The 18,554-nt window shown below is 74.7% G+C and carries 12 protein-coding genes; 2 read left to right on the top strand and 10 right to left on the bottom strand.

What is annotated here, in order from left to right; genetic code table 11:
* Positions 1 to 285 precede the first annotated feature (285 nt).
* The 4 genes from recN to BCD49_RS36630 are packed head-to-tail and all read right to left on the bottom strand — an operon-like array spanning position 286 to position 4,478.
* The gene (gene recN / locus BCD49_RS36645; RefSeq protein ID WP_007518933.1) at positions 286 to 2,031 is read right to left on the bottom strand and encodes a DNA repair protein RecN; all 1,746 of its coding nucleotides are present in this window, start codon (positions 2,029 to 2,031) and stop codon (positions 286 to 288) included.
* A 59-nt stretch (positions 2,032 to 2,090) separates the two neighbouring features.
* Positions 2,091 to 3,023, bottom strand: coding sequence for an NAD kinase (locus tag BCD49_RS36640; RefSeq protein WP_007518932.1), 933 nt, complete (start codon positions 3,021 to 3,023; stop codon positions 2,091 to 2,093).
* Positions 3,020 to 4,078, bottom strand: coding sequence for a TlyA family RNA methyltransferase (locus BCD49_RS36635; RefSeq protein WP_007518931.1), 1,059 nt, complete (start codon positions 4,076 to 4,078; stop codon positions 3,020 to 3,022). Before BCD49_RS36635 ends, BCD49_RS36640 begins: the two co-directional genes overlap by 4 nt.
* 13 nt (positions 4,079 to 4,091) lie before the next feature.
* Entirely contained in the window at positions 4,092 to 4,478 is a 387-nt protein-coding gene (locus BCD49_RS36630) for a hypothetical protein (protein WP_071042430.1), read from the bottom strand.
* A 328-nt stretch (positions 4,479 to 4,806) separates the two neighbouring features.
* Here BCD49_RS36630 and BCD49_RS36625 point away from each other — a divergent pair, with 328 nt between their 5' ends.
* Entirely contained in the window at positions 4,807 to 5,145 is a 339-nt protein-coding gene (locus BCD49_RS36625; RefSeq protein WP_027141340.1) for an SCP2 sterol-binding domain-containing protein, read from the top strand.
* 67 nt (positions 5,146 to 5,212) lie between these two features.
* Here the strand turns inward: BCD49_RS36625 and BCD49_RS36620 are convergent, their stop codons facing one another.
* The gene (locus BCD49_RS36620; protein WP_083401922.1) at positions 5,213 to 6,358 is read right to left on the bottom strand and encodes an HAD-IIA family hydrolase; all 1,146 of its coding nucleotides are present in this window, start codon (positions 6,356 to 6,358) and stop codon (positions 5,213 to 5,215) included.
* Between the two features lie 79 nt (positions 6,359 to 6,437).
* Positions 6,438 to 6,869: a tetratricopeptide repeat protein gene (locus BCD49_RS36615; protein WP_007519558.1), complete on the bottom strand. Its 432-nt coding sequence runs from the start codon at positions 6,867 to 6,869 to the stop codon at positions 6,438 to 6,440.
* 355 nt (positions 6,870 to 7,224) lie between these two features.
* On the opposite strand from BCD49_RS36615, the gene BCD49_RS36610 reads away from it, so the two are divergent.
* Positions 7,225 to 8,562 carry a DUF1015 family protein gene (locus tag BCD49_RS36610; protein WP_007519560.1) on the top strand — a complete coding sequence of 446 codons (1,338 nt, stop codon included), beginning with the start codon at positions 7,225 to 7,227 and terminating at the stop codon, positions 8,560 to 8,562.
* Positions 8,563 to 8,623: 61 nt separating this feature from the next.
* Here the strand turns inward: BCD49_RS36610 and BCD49_RS36605 are convergent, their stop codons facing one another.
* The 4 genes from BCD49_RS36605 to BCD49_RS36585 form a co-directional block, all read right to left on the bottom strand.
* Positions 8,624 to 10,069, bottom strand: coding sequence for a hypothetical protein (locus BCD49_RS36605; protein ID WP_007519562.1), 1,446 nt, complete (start codon positions 10,067 to 10,069; stop codon positions 8,624 to 8,626).
* Positions 10,070 to 12,924: 2,855 nt separating this feature from the next.
* On the bottom strand, positions 12,925 to 14,349 hold the full coding sequence (locus BCD49_RS36595; RefSeq protein ID WP_007519566.1) for an alpha/beta fold hydrolase: 1,425 nt from the start codon (positions 14,347 to 14,349) through the stop codon (positions 12,925 to 12,927).
* 142 nt (positions 14,350 to 14,491) lie between these two features.
* The gene (gene argG, locus BCD49_RS36590; protein ID WP_007519567.1) at positions 14,492 to 15,751 is read right to left on the bottom strand and encodes an argininosuccinate synthase; all 1,260 of its coding nucleotides are present in this window, start codon (positions 15,749 to 15,751) and stop codon (positions 14,492 to 14,494) included.
* Positions 15,752 to 16,121: 370 nt separating this feature from the next.
* Positions 16,122 to 16,769 (bottom strand): HD domain-containing protein, encoded by a 648-nt coding sequence (locus BCD49_RS36585; protein WP_007519568.1) that lies wholly within the window; start codon positions 16,767 to 16,769, stop codon positions 16,122 to 16,124.
* Positions 16,770 to 18,554 lie beyond the last annotated feature (1,785 nt).

The following is an 18,554-nucleotide window of genomic DNA, read 5'->3' as shown; positions in this document are numbered from 1 at the left end:
CGTGGGCTTGCTTCTGGTTCGCTCCGTCCGGGCGGCACACAACCGGCGGGACCTACAAGCCCCGGGTCGGACGGGAAGGTTGTTGCTGGTTCGCTCCGTGCGGGCGGCGCGCTCCGGCGACCTCGCTGCGGCCCGGCCCACTTCGCTGCGCTCGTGGGTCGGGCCTCCGCGAGGTGCGCCTTCGCGCCCGTACGGTCGCCTGCCGCTGTACGTCACCAACCCGGGGCGGGCCTGTCCGTGGGGCCACTTCGCTGCGCTTGTGGGGTGGTGATCGGGGTGGAGGTCTCAGGGGGTGGCTTTGTCCGCGGCGGCGGCGGCTAGGAGCTCCTCGGCGTGGCCGCGGGCCAGGGTCGAGTCCTCCTGGCCGGCGAGCATGCGGGACAGCTCGCGGACCCGGCCGGCGTCGTCGAGGGCGGCGACGCCGCTGCGGGTCACCGAGCCGTCGGACGACTTGCTGACCACCAGGTGCCGGTCGGCGAACGCGGCGACCTGCGGCAGGTGGGTGATGCAGATGACCTGGTTGGTCCGGGCGAGTTTCGCGAGCCGACGGCCGATCTCGACCGCCGCCCGCCCGCCGACGCCGGCGTCCACCTCGTCGAACACCATCGTCACCCCGGCGTCGTCCGCCGCGAGCACGACCTCGATCGCGAGCATCACCCGCGACAGCTCACCGCCCGACGCGCCCTTGTGCACCGGCCGGGCGGGCGCGCCGGGATGCGGAACCAGGCGCAGCTCGACATCGTCTACGCCGCCGGGACCGAAGGCGATCTTCCGGCCGAACATCGGCAGCCCGTTCGGGTCGTCGCGCTGGGAGACGACCGCCACGACGCGGGCACGCGGCATGGCGAGGCCCGCGAGCTCGGCGGCGACCTTCTCGCCGAACTCGTGCGCGGCTCGGGAACGGGCGGCCGACGCCTGGCCGGCGAGGTCGGCGAGCTCGTCGAGCAGGGCGTCGCGCTCGGCGGTGAGCGCCTCGGCCGAGTCGGCGCCGCCGTCGAGCTCCAGCAGCCGGCGGCCGGCCTGCTCGGCCCAGGCCAGCACGCCGTCGACGTCGGTGCCGTGCGCGCGGGTGAGGGCGGCGAGGTCGGCGCGGCGCTCCTGCGCGGTGGCGAGGCGCGCCGGGTCGGCGTCGATGCCGGCGGCGTAGGAGGCGAGGTCGGCGGCGACGTCGGCGAGCAGCACCGCGGCCTCGCGGATCCGGCCGCCGAGCTCGGCGAGCTCCGGGTCGAGGTCGGATTCGGCGGTGACGGCCCGACGAGCCGCGGAGACCAGGTCGACCGCGCCAGGCGAGCCGTCGCCGGCGGCCGGGTCGGCGACGAGCGCCGAGTGTGCGGTCTCGGCGGCGCGGACAAGCGCCTCGGCGTGCTCCAGGCGGCGCAGCTCGGCGTCCAGCGCCGCGTCCTCGCCGGGAGCCGGGGCGACCCGCTCGACGTCGGCGAGCCGGGAGCGCAGTGACTCGGCCTCGGCGGCCCGCTCGCGCGAGCGCTCGGTGATGTCGGCGAGCTTCGCGCGCACGGCGGCCAGGCGCGTGTACCGCTCGCCATAGCGGGCGAGCGGTTTCGCGACCGCCTCGCCGGCGAACCGGTCGAGCGCGGCGCGCTGGGCGGAGGTCTTGAGCAGCCGCTGCGCCTCGGACTGGCCATGCACCGCGACGAGATCCTCGGCGAGGTCCGCGAGCAGGCTCGCCGGGGCGGACCGACCGCCGACCTGGACGCGGGAACGGCCGTCGGCGATCAGCGTCCGGCCGATGACGAGGACACCGCCCTCGTCCAGCTCGCCGCCCGCGTCGCGCACGCGCGCGGCCGTGGACGAGTCCAGCGGGATGGTCAGGCGACCCTCGACGAAGGCCCGGTCATAGCCCGGCCGGATCAGGCCGTAGTCGGCCCGGCCGCCGGTGAGCAGCCCAAGGCCCTGGACGATCATCGTCTTGCCGGCGCCGGTCTCGCCGGTGACCACCGTGAGGCCCGGCGCGAGGTCGAGGACGGCGTCGTCGATGACCCCGAGGCCACGCAGCCGAATCTCCTCGAACACGCCCCGAACTCTAGGGCATCAGTCGGCGAATCGGCACGAAGGGCGCTACGGGAAAAGTGTCAGTCGTCGAGGGTGAAGTCGTCGACGGGCTCGAGGAAGCCATTCTCGCGGGCGGCTCGGCCGCGCCAGCCCTCGACGGGCAGGTGGAACTTCGCCACCAGCCGGTCGGTGAACGGCCGGGTGTGCACGACCGCGAGCCGGACCGGCCGGCGCCCCCGCACGACCTCGACCCGGGAGTGCGGCGCCACCTCCACCGAGCGGCGCCCGTCGCAGTAGATCACTCCCGGCACGGGTGGCAGCACCTCGATCGCCACCGTCGACGTCGGGGAGAGCACCAAGGGCCGGGCGAACAGCGCGTGCGCACTGATCGGGGCCACCAGCAGCGCGTCCACGCCCGGCCACATCACCGGGCCGCCGACCGAGAACGCGTAGGCGGTGGAGCCGGTCGGCGTCGAACAGATCACCCCGTCGCAGCCCCAGCGCGACAGCGGCCGGCCGTCGATGCCGAGCACGCACTCCAGCATCTTGGCCCGCTCGGCCTTCTCCAGGGACATCTCGTTGAGCGCCCAGCCGGAGTAGACGACCTCGCCGCGGTGGCGGACGGTGACGTCCACCGTCATCCGCTCGTCGACGCGGTAGTCCTTGCGGATGACGGCGTCGACGGTGGTCTCGAGGGCGTCGGGCTCAGCCTCCGCGAGGAAGCCGACGTGGCCGAGGTTGACGCCGAGCAGCGGGATGTCGGCCTCCCGGGCGAGCTCGGCGCCGCGCAGCAGCGTGCCGTCGCCGCCGAGCACGAGCACGAGCTCGACACCGACCGCCGCGCTCTCGTCGCGGGGCACCGTGCTCGGCTCGGTCAGGCCCAGGATCTCCGCCTCGTCGGCGAGCATCCGGGGCGCGATCCCGGCGGCGGAGAGTCGGTCGAGCACCCAGCGGGCGCGACGGGCCATCCCGTCGCGTCGCGGGTGGGTGAGGACGAGGATCTCCCTGCTCATCGCGACGGCCCTCCGCCCACCACGGCCCCGGCCCTGGCGGCCTGGCCAGCCGGACCGGCGGCGATCGCCTCGGCGAGCTCCGCCGGATCCAACGCGGGCGCGCCCGCGGTCAGCCACAGCAGGTACTCGACGTTGCCGGCCGGCCCCGGCAGCGGGCTGGCGACGACCCCCCGCACGCCGAGCCCAAGGCTGCCGGCCGCGTGGGCGATCCCCTCGACGGCCTCGGCGTGCAGCGCGACGTCGCGGACCACCCCGCCGGCGCCGAGCCGCTCGCGGCCCACCTCGAACTGCGGCTTGACGAGCAGGACGAAGTCGGCGTCGCCCGCGGCGCACGCGACGAGCGCGGGCAGCACCAGCCGCAGCGAGATGAACGACAGGTCGCCGACGACCAGGTCGACCGGCGCGCCGATGGTCTCGACGGTCAGGTGCCGGGCGTTGGTCCGGTCGAGCACCTGGACACGCGGGTCGGTACGCAGCCGCCAGTCGAGCTGGCCGTAGCCGACGTCCACGGCGACGACCGACGCCGCCCCGGCGCGCAGCAGCACGTCGGTGAACCCTCCGGTAGACGCGCCGACGTCCATCGCCCGCCGCCCGGCCACGCGCAGCGCCGGCAGTCGATCCGACCCCGGGCCCGGGCCCGGGGCGGCGGCCGGCCTCCGCGGGCCCGCCGGCCCCGTCGGCTCGCCTGGGCCGCCCGGTGCCGCGGAGGTCTCGTGTGCGGTCTCGTCCCGATCGGGCGCCACCGCCGGTCCGGCTGGTGGTGGCGCGGCCGTGTCCGGCCGGCCGGCCGGGTTCCGGGCCGGCTCGTCGAGCGGGGGGACGCCGAAGGCGGCGAAGGCGCCCAGCAGCTTGTGGGCGCCGCGCGAGGCGAAGCCCGGATCGTCGCCGCCGGTGAGGGCGATCGAGGTGGTCGCGTCGACGATGGTCGCCGCCTTGGTCGCGGCCCGCCCGGCGACGAGCACCCGCCCGGCGGCGATCGCCTCGGTGGCCTGCTCCCGCGAGCGGGCGAGGCCGCGGCGGACCAGCTCGCCATCCAGTCGCATCCTGCGCACCACGGCTACCGCTCGCTCATCGCGGGCCGGGGCCGGGCATCGGCGGGCCGGGACGTGGGCGGCCGGCGGCGACGGCCCAGGGCTGGCCGGCTGGCCGCCCCGGCGCACTGGCCGAACCAGCCGGGCCGGGACGCGCCGGCTCGCCTGGGCGCGCGGGGCCGGCGGGACGCGCGGGAGCCGCGCCCCCCTGATCGGCGCCAGCCGTCGCGTCCAGTTCCGCGAGGGTGTCGGCCAGCAGCCGGTTGACCTCCTCGAACACGGCGACGTGCTCGGCGACCGGCAGCCCGGGCAGCGCCGCCAGCCTGGCGGAGGCCGCGCGCACGCTCTCGTCACCGGCTTGCTCGGCCCCGGCCTCGGCTGGCCGCGCCGGGCCTGGACCGGGTGTTCCCGGCTCGGTGGTCACCTGTCCAGCCTCCCGCGGTCGATGTCCGGTCGCGCCACCATGGTCTGGGACGTCCACACGAGGTCCGGCCCGCCGGGCCGCGTCCGGCCGTCACCAAAGCTAGTGTCGCCTACGGCCGCGTGGAACTCGCGATGCCCCGAACGCGCCTGGTGCGTCACCCGAAACACCCCAGATCCCCCGGCCTCCGGGACACGGCGCGCCGAAGAGGTGGCCGCCGCGCCCTCCTGCCGGGCGAGGACGGCCGTGAGCAGGTAGGACGGGGGAAGGCGCGCCTGGCCGGCCGGGCGCCGCCACCGGGATGTCCAGCGGGCTCGAGAGGACGGTCATCGTGGCGGACCGGAAGCAGTGCGAGACCGCGCTGCACGGGCTTGCCGCCCGTCTCGACCAGCTCACCGCCCGCGGCGGCCGTCCGCCGCGGGCGCCCAACCGGACGCTCATGTGCCGGCTGCCCGACCTCGGCACGTCCTACGTCGCCGAGCTGCGGGGCGGCTGCCTGCGCGGCATCGCCGAGGGTGCGCACGCCTCGCAGATCACCTTCACGCTGAGCAGCGACGACCTGATCGCCATCACCGAGGGCCGGCTCTCGGTGACCTCGGCCTGGACCAGCGGCCGGCTGCGGGTCGAGGCCAGCGTCCGCGACCTCCTGCGCGTCCGATCCCTGCTCTGATCCCTTTCCTGACGATCGCCGCCGGCCCGCCCGGCCGGGTCGACGGACCAGGGCGGCGCCGCGCTCGTCAGGCCGGGATCGTGAGGTCCCCGCAGGCACGGGGGCGGTCGCGCGCGACGCGGCGCGGTGGCTGACCGGCGTCGAACGCCGCCCAGGAGGCGAGGCAGGCGGCCCGCAGGGCGTCCAGACCATCGTCCGGGACGCCGGCGTCGCCGCCTTCGCCGCCATCCAGGCCGCCGGACGGGTCAGCGGCCCGCTCATGCCACTGGAGCGTGCCGGCGTCGTCCACATGGCACTCCCAGGCGCCGCAGCGGGCGCGCCCGGCCGGCGTGAGGCGGGCCGGCGGGTGCGGGCGCAGCAGGCCGCGCAGGTCGTCGGCCAGCAGGGTCGGGCGGTGTCTGGGAGCGGCCGCGAGCAGCTCGGACGCGGTCGCCACACCGGTGAGAACCAGCAGCGTCGGCGTGCCGGTGCGGGCGCCGGACTCGATGTCGGTGTCGAGCCGGTCGCCGACGATGACCGGCCGGCGGGCGCCCGAGCGGCGCATCGACTCGGCGTGCATCGCGGGCTCCGGCTTTCCGGTCACCAGCGGCTCCGCGCCGGTCGCCGCCCGGACCATCGCGACCAGTGCCCCGTTCCCCGGCGCCAGGCCACGCTCCGTCGGCACGGTCAGGTCGGCGTTGCTCGCGACCCACAGCGCCCCGGCGCGCACCGCGAGCGCCGCCTCGGCGAGCCGCTGGTAGGTCAGGTCGGGGTCGAAGCCCTGGACGACGGCCAGTGGCTTGTCGTCGGCCGACGTCACGGGGGTGAGCCCCTCGGCCGCGACCGCGGCGCGCAGCCCCTCCCCGCCGACGATCAGCACCGCCGCGCCCGCCGGCAACCGCTGGGCGAGCACATGCGCCGCCGACTGCGCCGAGGTGATGACCTCGTCCGGGCGGGCCGGCACGCCGAACCCGGCGAGCCGGGCCGCGACCGCCTCCGGGGTGCGCAGCGCGTTGTTCGTCACGTAGGCGGAGCGCATCCCGCTTCGCCCGGCGGCCGCGATCGCCTCGGCGGCGTGCGGCACGGCTCCGTCTCCCCGGTTGACCACCCCATCGAGGTCGAGCAGCGCGACGTCGAACCGCTCCGCCGGCGCCGCCGAGCCGTCCAGGGGTGGCCCGTAGCCCGGGTCGACTTCCCCGTCACGGGCGAGCGTCCGCTCATCGGCCACGCTCATCGCGCCGGAACGCACGCCGTCTGCCACCGGGCGACGTCACGGCCGATGGGTCCGCCCGCCAAGCGACCATCCGCACCGGTCACGCGGAGCGGGCCCGGTTCAGGTGGGCGCGGGCACCGCGCAGCTCCCGGCCATAGTGCTGAATGTCCGGACGCATCGCCGCGGCCAGCGCCAGGTGCTCGATCGCGGTKGGCAGGTCGCCGGTGCGGCGAGCGGCCATCCCCAGGCCGAACTGGGCATAGTCGTCGGTGGGGTCCTGGTCGACGATCCAGGCGAACGTCTCCAGGGCCGCCTCGTACTGCCCGGCGTCGAACTGCGCGCGCGCGAGCGCCTCACGCGCGCTGCGTGACGCCGGCTCGGCGGCGCAGGCGTGCGCCAGCAGCTGGACCGCCGCGTTCGCGTCGCCGTGGCCGTGCAGCGCGACACCACGGGTGTACCAGTCGTACACGCTTCCAGCGGGTGAACCCGCCGGGCCCGGCGGTCGCGCGCCGTCGTCGAACTGCTCGGACATCAGCACCTCCCAAGGCCTGCAACGCCAGACCGGCAGACCGTCATCCGTCTCACGGGCGCCGCCGACGGCCGACGGCCACACCCGCCCGCGTCCACCCGTCCGTCAGCTCACCCGGTCCAGTGTCTCCGCTCAGACGCGCCGCGTACGTCCCTTCGCTGCTTCCGTGTCCCGGAACCGTTCTCGTCACCTGTGCCCCGGTCCGTCCAGACCACCCGTGCCCTGCTCGCGACCCGCGGAGCCAGGAGGCACGCAAGGGCGCCAAAACCCGTCTCGGCCGTGTGAGCTGGGTCGCTTCACATCCGCGACGACGACGGTCCACGATCGCGCCACCGCGCGCGGCCCCTACGATGCGGCCATGGTCGACGACGCCACCGCTGCCGCCGCTACCACCGTGCCCACCCCCGCCGGTCTGGTGCTAGCGCCGTTCCGCGCGGCCAGGTACACCGCCGCCGCCGGGGCCGCCGAGAACCTCGCGGCGCTGACGTCCCCGCCGTACGACGTGATCGACGACGCTGGAGTCGCGGCGCTGGAGGCCGCCGACCCGCACAACGCGGTCCGGCTGATCCTGCCCAGGGACCGTTCTGCCGACGAGCCGGGCAGCCGCTACGCCCGCGCGGCCGAGGCCCTCGCCGACTGGCTGGGCTCCGGCGTCCTGGCGCGCGACGAGGCGCCGGGGCTCTACGTCTACGAGGAGGAGCAGGACGGCCACCGCCAGCGCGGGCTGGTCGGCGGCGTCGCGCTCGCCGACCCGGACGCCGGGATCATCCTGCCGCACGAGAACACGATGGCCGGCCCGGTCTCCGACCGGCTGGCGCTGCAGCAGGCGACCCGGGCGAACCTCGAGCCGATCTTCCTGCTCTACGAGGGCGGCGGCGAGACCAGCCGGATCGTCGCCGAGACCGTCGCCACCGAGCCGTTGCTGGCAGCGGTCACCGATGACGGCGTGGCGCACCGGATCTGGGCGCTGACCGACCCGGCGACGCTCGCCACGATCGCCGCCGACCTGCTGCCGCGCCGCGCGGTGATCGCCGACGGTCACCACCGCTACGCGACCTACCGGCACTACCAGGCCGAGCGGCACGCCGCCGGCGACGGCCCCGGCCCGTGGGACTTCGGCCTGACCTTCCTCGTCGACGCCACGGTCTCCGGCCCGCAGGTGCACCCGATTCACCGGGCCGTGCGCGGCCTCCCCGTCACCGAGGCCGCCCGCCGGGCCGAAGGGGCGTTCACCGTACGCCAGCTGGCGACAGCGGGCACCCCGGGCACCGCCGACGTCGCGCGGCTGCTCGACGAGCTGGCCAAGGCCGGCCAGGCCGGGCACGCGTTCGTCATCACGGACGGCCGCGACGCCTACCTGCTGACCGAGCCGGGCGCCGAGGTGCTCGCCCGCAGCCTGCCGGCGGACCGCTCGGCGGCCTTCCGCGGGCTGGACGTGACGGTCGCGCACCTGACGTTGATCAGCGATGTCTGGGGCCAGGAGGACAAGGTCGGCGTCGTCGACTACTTCCACGACGCCCCGGCCGCGATCGCCGCGGCGGCGGACGGTGACGGCACGGCGCTGCTGCTCAACCCCACGCCGGTCGCCGGGGTGACGGCGGTCGCCGGGGCTGGCGAGCGCATGCCGCGCAAGTCGACCCTGTTCACGCCCAAGCCCCGCACCGGCCTGCTCATCCGCCTGCTCGACGAGTCCTGAGCCACGCCACGGCGGTGGCCAGGCCGACTGGCCTGGCCACCGTCCGCGCGTCGGGCGGCGACTAGTCGTCGCCCGGCTCGACCGCCTCGTCATCCGCGTCCGCCGGCTCGTCGGCGGCGGCGAGGTCCTCGGTCGCTGCCAGGGCCGGGTCGGTCTGAGCCAGCGGCAGGCGCTCGGCGGCCGGGATCTCACGCAGGCCCAGGTCGCTGAACAGCACGCTCAGGTCGGGCAGACCACCAGGACGGGCGGCCTGGCGAGGGGCCGGCTCGGGCTCACCGGCGGCCGGCTCGCGGCCGGTACCGAGAAGCGCCAGCGACGAGCTCCCATCGTCGAACAGCACCGGCACGACGACCTTCGCGCCCCCGGTCGCCCCGGGGTCGATCGGGCCCGAGCCGCCCGTCACGGGAACCTCATCACCGCCCGCGGCGCTGTCACCGATCGCCACGTTCGCCTCATCGCTGACCGGGGCCTCGTCGCTCACCGTGGCGTCGTCAACGGCCACCGCGGGCGCCTCATCGGTAGCCGCCGCGCCGTCACCGGCCGCCGCGGGGGTCTCGTCGCCGGATGTCACGTCACCCGAGGTGTCACCCAGGTCGGGCTCGGCGGCCGAGGAGATCCGTGCCTCGGGCGTCGGCGTTCCGACGACGGCCGGCTCCCGCGCGGAGGTGTTGCCCCCGGCGTCGTCGGCCGCGAGCTGGGTCATGAGCTCGTAGGCGCGTTCGCCCGCGTCGGTCTCGTCCTCCTCGTCGATCGCCGCCGCCGCCTCGAACGCCCGCAGCGCGTCCCCCGGCCGGCCCGCGTCGAGCAGCGCCTCGGCATAGGCGTAACGCAGCCGGGCCGTCCACGGCCGCGGCTCGCCAGGCCGGGTCGCCTCGTCCTGGAGCAGGACGACGGCGGCCTCCGGCTGCCCGAGGTCGCGGCGTGCTCCGGAGCCGACGATCAGCAGCTCGGCGTGCCCAGCCGGGTCGAGCGCCTCGATCGACGGGTCGCTGAGGAAGGCGACGGCCCGCTCCGGGCGGCCGAGGCCGCGCTCCGAATCCGCGATCATGGGTAGGTAGCGCGGCGAACCGTCCATCCGGCGGGCCGTGCGCAGCTCGACCAGCGCCGTCGCGTACTCCCCCGCGTGGTAGGCCGCGATGCCGGCAGCCTCCCGGGTGGCGGGCAGCCGGGCCGCGAGGCTCGCGGCCGCGCGACCGTGCGCGAGGGCGAGCGCCGGGTCGTCGTCGAGGAACATCGCTGCGGCGACCAGGTGGCGCGCCACCACCTCGGCGAGACCGGTCGGCAGGCCGCGCAGCTCCTTGCGGACCTCGAGGTCGAGCAGCTCGGGCTGCGCCTCGTCCGGCAGCGGTGGCAGCTCGGCGCGCGCGCGAGTGGTCGGCGCCGGTCCCTGCCGGCGCTCCCCCGGACCAGTCCGGCGATCCGCGACCCGCCCGGCGCGGCGGACCGGCCGGCCCGCCTCGCTCTGGTTCCCGCGCGTCCCGCGCCCGGGGCCACCCGACCGCGTCACGGCGGCGCCGCGTGGTCCTCGGTCACCGGTCGTGGCCGCGCGGGCTACGGGCGCCGCGTTCTCGGCCGGGCCGGCCGCCGGAGCGCCAGGCCCCGCGGTGGCCGCGGGCCGCGCCTCCCACCGCGACGGGCCAACGCCAGCCTGGCCGCCACCCTGGCGGCCGGCCTCGCGGGGCCCCGCGGATTCGGCGGGAGTGCCTGACTCGGCCGGCAGTGCCCAGGACGGCGGACCGGCCGGGCGGCGCTCGCCGCGATCGCGGTCGGAGCCAGGCCCTCGACTGTCGCGATGCCCACCACCGCCGGTTCCGGTGCGGCGGTCGTCTCGATAGCCCCGGTCGGGCCGGGAACCGCGGTCGTCCCGGGGGCCATGGTTGGTCCGGGGGCCATGGTCGGTCCGAGGAGCGTGGTCGGTCCGAGGAGCGTGGTCGGTCCGGGGAGCATGGTCAGTCCGGGGAGCATGGTCAGTCCGGGGACCACTGTCGGTCCGGTAACCGCGGTTCGGCCCGTCCGTCGTCCTGTCCGGACGCCCGCCCGGCCCGTCGTGGCGCTGGCCGTCTCCAGCGCCCTGCTCGGGCCGCCGCGAACGATGTGGTGTCCGGCTGTCCCGGGAGTCGGCCGCCCGGTCGCGGGCGCCGCCGGCGCCACCCGCTCCGTGACCGCCCGCCGGGCGGTCGCCGCCAGACCCGCCCGCGCGATTGCCCTGGTAACCACCGGACCCGCCCGCACGATTGCCCTGGTAACCACCAGGCCCACCTGTGCGGTTGCCCTGATAGCCACCGGACCCGCCCGCACGATCGCCCTGGTAGCCGCTCGGCCTGGCCTCGCGGTTCCCCTGGTAGCCGCTGGACCCAGTCGTACGGTTGCCCTGGTAGCCGCTCGGCCTAGCCTCGCGGTTGCCCTGGTAGCCACCGGACGCGCCTGCGCGGTAGCCGCCGCCGTCCGGTCGCCCGGAGCCGTCCGTCCCTGTTCCCCCGCGGTCCGGCCGGCCGGTGCTCGCGGTCCGGTCCGGGCGCCCGCTCCAGGCGGGGCGGTCGGAACGCTGTCCGCCTCCCCGCTCCCAGCCGCCGGAACCGCCAGGACGGCCGGTGTCGCCGGGGCGTCCGGAACCGCCGCGGTCTGCGGACCCGTCGCGACTGAAGCGGTTCTGTCCGTCTCCGGTACGGCCAGCGGGACGGTGGTCCCGCGCGGCACCCCGCTCGCCACCCCGATCGTCGCGTTCCCGCCACGGACGGCCCGGCCCGGCCGGACGGTCACCACCGCGATCGTCACGCGTCGGGCCAGGACGGTGACCTCGATCGGCCTGCCCGGCCGCCTGCCCGAAGCGGCGCGGGCGGTCCCCCGCCCCGTTCGCGCCGGCGGACCAGCGCCCCGACGGCCGGTCGGTGGAACGCTCGGCGCCACCGTCACCGCCGCTACGGGCCGCTCCGCTCCAACCGGAGCCGGCGCCGGCCGGACGGCCGCTGAACGGCCGGCCACCGGCCGCGTCGTGCCCACCCCGGCGGTCGGTCTGCCCACCACGGGCGGACGGTCCCGCGTCGCCGGTCCGCGCACGCCAGCCGGAACCACCCCGCTCACCGGGCGTGCCAGCACCAGCCGGCCGGCTGCCTCCGCGGAACCCGTCTGTGCCACGCGCGTTGTCGCCGCCGCGGAAACCGTTTCCGCCGCGGGCGTTGTCGCCCCCACGGAAGCCGCCGCCACCGCGGGAGTCGGTCCGGTCGCCGCCACTGCTGCTGCTTGGGTATGACCGACGGCCGCCTCGATCGTCGCCGTCGCGGCGGTACGAGCCGTCACGCGCGCCCGGTGCCCGGTCCGGCCGGGAGCCGCCGTCACCGCCGCGCGGACGCTCACCACCGCCCCAACGGGACGCGGAGCTACCGGCGGTGTGGGGCGGGCCGCCAGCGGTACGGGGCACCCCGCCAGTGGGCCGGTCGCCGCGGTAGCCGTCCCGGCGCCGATCGTCGTCACCGCGTCCGCCAGCCTCGGCGGGCCGTCCTCGCGACCATCCAGTGGACTCGTTGCGCCCGGGCGCGTCGTCGCGCCGGTATCCCCCAGCGCGGTTCGCCCCACCGGCAGACGAGGGCCGATGGGGTCGCTGCGCACCCGCGCCCGCGGCCCCTCGCGCCTGGCCGCCACCGGCCGTCCGCCGGCCGCCGGCGGCGCCACCGGCCCCGTGGGGCCGGCCGCCACCCACACCGCCGCGCGCACCGCCGGCGTGACCAGCGCGGCGCGGGCCGGACGCGGGGCCTCGGGAGGCCGATGGACGTGCTGGCTCCCCACCTGTGGGAGACGGAGGGACTGCAGAGCTCGACATCGTCATCGCTTCCGATCGGCCCACGCCATCGTGGGTTCCACTGTTGACTTCTAGTCACGAACGTCCGGCCAGGTGGGCCAGGCCCGGCAGCCTGGCGGCACCTCACCCACCTGGCGCCGCCAGCCGTGCGTGGCGCGGTGCGACACGGGTTCCGACGCGGCCGCCCGCGCGGTTCCCTCCCGCCGGCCACCGTGGCCGACGGCTGCCCGCCGCGGATCGGCGGGACCTGTGTGTTCCCAGGGGACGGACCCCGGGGAGTCGATCGACGGTCCGGGAGCGGCTCGCGCCGCGCCGGACGAAACTCCGGCGCCGGGACCCGCGTGGCCCCAGCGACCGGCCACCCTCACCGACAGGAAGAATCACCTGGCGGGCGGGTCAGCTGACATGACTCGTCATCGCCGCATGCCCGCACCGGGCAGGTGTGCCTCGGGGCGGGCTGACGATGCACCGCCCTCTACGGTAGTCCTCCGCTCGGGTGCGGCGGGACCGGTGTGCTCCTGAACGCCCGTGGCCCCGGCGTATGTCCGAACGGCGTCTACCGCCGGTCAGTGGCCGGCCGGCGAGCCTGGCGACGGCGCCCGGTCCGGGTCCGGCCCGCTGGCGAGCATGGCACGCATGTCCTCGACCAGCCGGCCGAAGAGTGGTTCGCGCAGCACGCTGTTGTGGTCGCCGACGACGGTGCGGGCTACGGCGTCGCCGGTGAGGATCTCGGCCCATGGGCCCTCGACCGGCCGGAGCCCCGTCTCGGTGTCGCGGGCGTCCCAGAGCAGCGTGCGTCCCAGGTAGGGCCGCGGCTTGTAGGCCATCATCAGGAACCGGGACTGGTTGAAGAAGTTGTCGGTGTGCCGGGTGTCGGGCCACTGGACGACGCCGGTCAGCGGCAGGCGGGCCAACTGGGCGGCCCGGTCGAACATGACGCGCAGCTTCGAGCCCGGGCCGCCGGCGTCAGGCGCCGCGTCGGGCCCGACCTCCGCGACGGGCGCGGATGCGGACCGTGGGGGCGGCGGAGGCGGGGTCTCGCCGTGCGACTCGACGAACGACCCGGACAGCGTGAGCTTCATCTTGGTGGGCGGGAAGCTGTCGACGATCGTGAGCAGGGCCACCTCCTCACCGATCGCGGTGAGGAGGTGGGCCACCTCGAGCGCGATCACACCGCCGAACGAGTGCCCGAGCAGCAGGTAGGGCCCGTGGGGCCGAAGAAGCCGGATCGTGCGCGCGTGCCGACGCGCGATCGCCGCGACCGACCAGTCCGGGACGGCCCGGTGCGACAACCCGTGTGCCTGGATCGCATAGACCGGCCGCTCGCCGGCGAAATGGGTCGCGATCCCCGCCATGACGACGGCGTGGCCGCCCGCGCCCGCGAAGCAGAACAGCGGCGTGCCCGTGCCGTCGGTGCGCAGCGGCAGCACGTCGTGGTGGCGCAACGTGTCGATGTCGATGTTGGCCTTCGATACCTGCCGGGCGAGCTCGGCGACCGTGCCGGCCCGCGCGACGACCGAGGACGGCAGCGGCACCTGAAGCTCGGTCCGAATCCGCGTCGCGACCTCCTCGGCGAGCAGCGCGTCCCCGCCCAGCGCGCGGAAGTCATCGTGGACGCCGACGGTCTGCAGGCCCAGCGCCCGCGCCCACACCCCGGCGACGGCCTCTTCCCAGTCGTCACGCGGCTCGTCACCGGCCAGGGGCGGCGGCGCCGACGGGAGCGCGGCCCGGTCGACCTCGCCGACGACGGTGCGCGGCAGCGCGGGCACGACCACGACGGCCGCCGGAATCGCGGAGTGGGGCAGGCCGGCGGCGAGCAGCGACCGGCGGACGGCGGCAGGCGACGGCTCGCGGCCCGGCGCTGGCACCACGTAGGCGACCAGCCGGGGTGGCTCGGTCGACCGGTCGGTCACCACCACCGCGTCGGCGACGTCGTCGGCGCCGAGCAGCGCCGCCTCGATCTCGACCGGCTCCGCCAGGTAGCCGCGCACCGCTCACCATCCCATCAACCGCCCAGCACCCGAGACGGGTATTAGAGCACCCTTTGCTAGGGGATGTCCGCCCCGGGTCGGCTCGGTTGCCGACCCGGAACGCGGATCCCGGCTCGGGGCGGGCTGGGCGTGGGGGTTCGCGCTACTCGGTTTCGAGGAGACCCTGGATCTGGCCGGCGCGGGACGCGGTTCGCGCACCGACGCCGAGCACCTGCAGGAAGCCCTCGGAGTCCTTGTGGTCGAAGGCGCCGACCCGGCTCATCGAGGCGTCCTCCTCGCTGTAGAGCGAGTGCGGGATGTCCGCCGCGGCGGCGAAGTTGACGGTGCCCTTGTAGAGCTCGAGCGTGATCGAGCCGGTGGCGAGTTGGGCGACCTCGGAGACGACCTTGCGCGCGAGCTGCGAGCCAAGGTCCTCTCCGTAGGCCTGGTACAGCTGCTCGCCGAGGAAGTCCGACGCGAACTCGAAGATCTTCCTGGCGCGGCGGTCCAGGATCGTCTGCAGCAGGTACTCGTAGGCGCTGCCCAACAGCTCCATGCCGGGAGCCTCGTAGACGCCGCGGGACTTCACGCCGACGAAGCGGTTCTCGACGAGGTGCAGGTTGATGCCGACGCTGTTCCGGCCGCCGATCTGGTTGGCGAGCTCGAGGACCTCCGCCGGGTCGGAGACCGGCTGACCGGCGATCGAAACCGGGCGTCCCTTCTCGAACACGACCGTGACCAGCTCCGGCTGGTCAGGGGCGTCGACGGGGCGGACACCCATGATCGGGCTGACGAAGTTGGCGCCGGTACCCAGCGACTCGAGCACGCCGGCCTCGTGGGTGAGGCCCAGCAGGTTGGCGTCGGTCGAGTAGGGCGACTTACGGGTGGCCTGGATCGGCAGACCGTGCTTCTCGCAGTAGTCGATCATCTCCTCGCGGCCACCGAAGGCGTCGAGGAAGGCCTGGTCGCGCCAGGGCGCGTAGACGGAGACGCTGGGCGCCAGCATGTTCGGGACGAGCTGGAACCGCGCCTGGTCGTTGCCTCGTCCAGTCGCGCCGTGACTGAGGATCTTGATGCCGCGCTCGAGGATGTGCGGAAGCATCCCGCGAATCGTCACGTACCGGCCCAGCGGGGTCGTGTTCCAGTACCGGCCCTCATACCGGGTGAGGCCCTGAACGGCCTGGATGCCGGCCTCACCCATCTCTGTGCGGAGCGGGACGATGACGGACTCGACCGCGCCGCAGGCCTTCATCCGCTCGGCGACGACGTCGAGGCCCTCGCGCTCGTCCGGCTGGCCGAGGTCCGCGGTGAAGCAGATGACCTTGACGTCGTGCGAGGTCAGCCAGTGGGTGACCGTACAACTGTCGAGCCCGCCCGACGCGAAGAAGGCGACGCTCTCGCCCTTGAGGTCCTTGATCTCCATGCCGTCCCGCTCCCGTCCGATGGGCCCAGTTGGACCCTTGACCAGCCAGCATCGGGCCCGGCCGCCGTCGGCGGTTCCGGATGCCCAAGTCTTCCGCGCCCCGCCGCGTCACCACGGCGGTTCCCGGCATCACGCCGCTCCGAGACCCTCCCCAGGGCCAAGCGACGGACCACAGCCTGCCTGGTCAGCACCMCATGCACCCGTCTCGGACGCTATGACCTGACCCGCACCTGCACCGCAATTCTATACACGCCTTCGCATGTTCATCCAGCATCGGTCGACCGGCCTCCCGCGACCGGACCGCTCGCGATCGGACCTCCTGCCTGGCGAACCAGCCAACCGCGGCTCCTGGCCTCGGATGCGGCTCAGCTCAGCCTCCGGCGGCGGAGCCGGTTCGGCGCGGGGCCGCCATCAGATCGTGGATGAGCGGCTCGTAGTGCTCGATGGGGTTGGTCGGGTAGTCCGGGTCGAACGAGGTCTGGTCGTACTCGGCGCAGAACTCGGCCGTGAGGTCGAAGCTCGGGTTGTCGCGGTGCCTGTCCCGGATGTTCCGGTCGATCCCGAAGTACTGGAAGTAGTAGTAGCCCTGGAACTCGGCGTGGCGCTCGACCATCCAGTGCAGCTCGGGTGATACGAACGGCTTCACGATGGCGGCGCCGATGTCGGCGTGGTTGTACGGGGCGAGGGTGTCGCCGAGGTCGTGCAGGAGCGCGCAGAGCACGTAGTCGTCGGCGCGGCCCGCCCGCTCCGCCCGGGTCGCCGTCTGCAGGCTGTGGGTGAGCCGGTCCACCGCGAAGCCGCCGTCTTCACCGCCCAACAGCCGCAGGTGGGCGAGCACCCGATCGGGCAGCCCGCGCTCGAGCACCTCGTTGGCCTCGTTGATGATTTGCCAGTCCTGCGCGGTGCCTTCGGTCAGCGCTCGGAAGGACGCCCGCCTCGGCGCGGGCGAACTCTGCGGGCTCTCCGTGGTCGGCTGGTTCGTCGTGGTCAGCTGGCTCATCGTGGTTGGCTGGCTCATCGGTTCCTCCAAGCGGCGGAGACGCTACGACAGTCCTCCCCACCATCCCCCGCCCATTGCCTGCGGGTGCCTGGTTCGGGCGTAATCCCAGCTCCAGGCCCCACGAACAGATCCAGGCCCACGAACACGGAGGCTGACCGCTTCGAACGGCCGAGCTGGCTCAGTGCTGGCTCGGTGCTTCCTCGCTGCTTGCTGGTTGCTTCTTCGCCGCTTGCTCAGCGCCGGCGCTTGCTCAGCGCTAGCCCACACGGATGTACGCCCGGTAGTCGCCCGGATCTGGCCCATCCAGACTGTTTTCGGGTTCGAGCCGGATGAGCGAGATCGGATGGTTGGCAACCGTCCCGCTCGTAGCGAGGTTCGGATGAGTGTGGAGCTCGTGAGTGTGGAGCTCGATCGCCGTCGCCGCCTGGCCCGGAACAGTGGCTGACAGCGCAACGGTCGCGTCGCCTGCCCAGAAGCACTGCAGACGTTCCGAGGCCGGGCACCTGCTGTCCTGCGTCACGCCGACGAAGACGACCGTCAGGCCGCCGTCGGGTGCGCGCCAGGACCCACCCGGCGCCAGCATGAATTCGTCGCCCGCCGTCGCCGTCGCCGTCGACGGCGGCGGAGCGGGCCGACGCGACTGGCCCGGCACGCCAGCAGGCCCCGGCGAGGCCGTCTCCTCGGGACGCCCGGATCCGCTAGGCGGAACGCCGGTAGACGGCACCGTCGCAGGCGACGATGTCCCTGACAGCACCGTGGCAACCGGTGTACCAGGCCCATTCGTCGGCATGGCCGTTGCGTCTCCGGAGCATCCCATCATCAGGACCAACCCGAAGGGCAACCCCGCGACGAATGCCGCCATACGCCGGCCTCGGGAGCTCGCCATCGGCCCACCTCCCACCCGTCTCCCCGATCTCCCCGCCTTGGACGGGCGAACCGCCATGACGGTTCCCCAAGAGGCACAAAGCGTCGGGGTGCAGGACACGCGGCCAGCCACCACCGACGTCAGCCCAAGCCGGCGTCCATCCTCCGCTCGACCCCATCGGACGCCGATTCCGATACCTCGTTGGTAATCACCCCGCCTCCGGGAGGGTTGATTCGTCCGGGTGTACCGCACCTAAGCGTCGGGATCATCCCAGGTCGGCGATCTTCGAGGTGGCGGGCTTCGAGGTGCCTGGTGGGACGGCCCACTGACGGTTGATTGGCAGGTGGATGTCGGTCAGTGAGGTCCGGAAAATCCCACCCGATCGTGGTCTGGTTCATGATCTGGTGGGATTTTCGGAGTCCGGACTCCGAAAATCCCACCAGATCATCGGGGTACTCCCGCGCCGCGGTCGTCGGGGTGTTGCGTCGCCGTGGGGCCCGGCCCAGGCCGACACCGGCCGGGTAAATCAGCCGAGCCCTCGCTGGTCRTTGCCGTGCCGCGCCTGGCGAGGTCGGCCATATTCCGTCGGAGGCATGATCGTGGCTTCGGCCCTCTGATGGTTGTGAGCGCTATCGATCCACGACCACCCGAGGGCGCAATCGGCGATCATGTCGACGGGATGGGGTCGGCGGTCGCGGTACCAAGTTCCGTCCAGGACAACCACCACAGACCACCCACCACACAGCCCACCGGAAGGGTTCGCTTTCGTGGTGTAGACCCGCCCCGCCCTACCCCGCCCGGCCGGCCCAACCCCGCCGCGTCTGGGTGGCGTGGCATAGCGTGGGAACGCGGAGATCACGAGCGCGCCGCGGAACGCGGAGATCACGAGCGCGCCGCGGAACGCGGAGATCACGAGCGCGCCGCGGAACGCGGAGATC

Source organism: Pseudofrankia sp. EUN1h (assembly GCF_001854645.1).
GTDB classification, from domain to species: Bacteria; Actinomycetota; Actinomycetes; order Frankiales; family Frankiaceae; genus Pseudofrankia; species Pseudofrankia saprophytica.
The sequence above is the reverse complement of the archived record's forward strand: the minus strand, read 5'-3'. Positions and strand labels throughout refer to the sequence as shown.

Excerpts from the sequence above, each read along its gene's own strand:
- BCD49_RS36640 (WP_007518932.1), bottom strand. The coding sequence starts at position 3,023 with ATGAGCAGGGAGATCCTCGTCCTCACCCACCCGCGACGCGACGGGATG.
- BCD49_RS36620 (WP_083401922.1), bottom strand. The coding sequence starts at position 6,358 with ATGAGCGTGGCCGATGAGCGGACGCTCGCCCGTGACGGGGAAGTCGAC.
- BCD49_RS36610 (WP_007519560.1), top strand. The coding sequence starts at position 7,225 with ATGGTCGACGACGCCACCGCTGCCGCCGCTACCACCGTGCCCACCCCC.
- argG (WP_007519567.1), bottom strand. The coding sequence starts at position 15,751 with ATGGAGATCAAGGACCTCAAGGGCGAGAGCGTCGCCTTCTTCGCGTCG.
- BCD49_RS36585 (WP_007519568.1), bottom strand. The coding sequence starts at position 16,769 with ATGAGCCAGCCAACCACGATGAGCCAGCTGACCACGACGAACCAGCCG.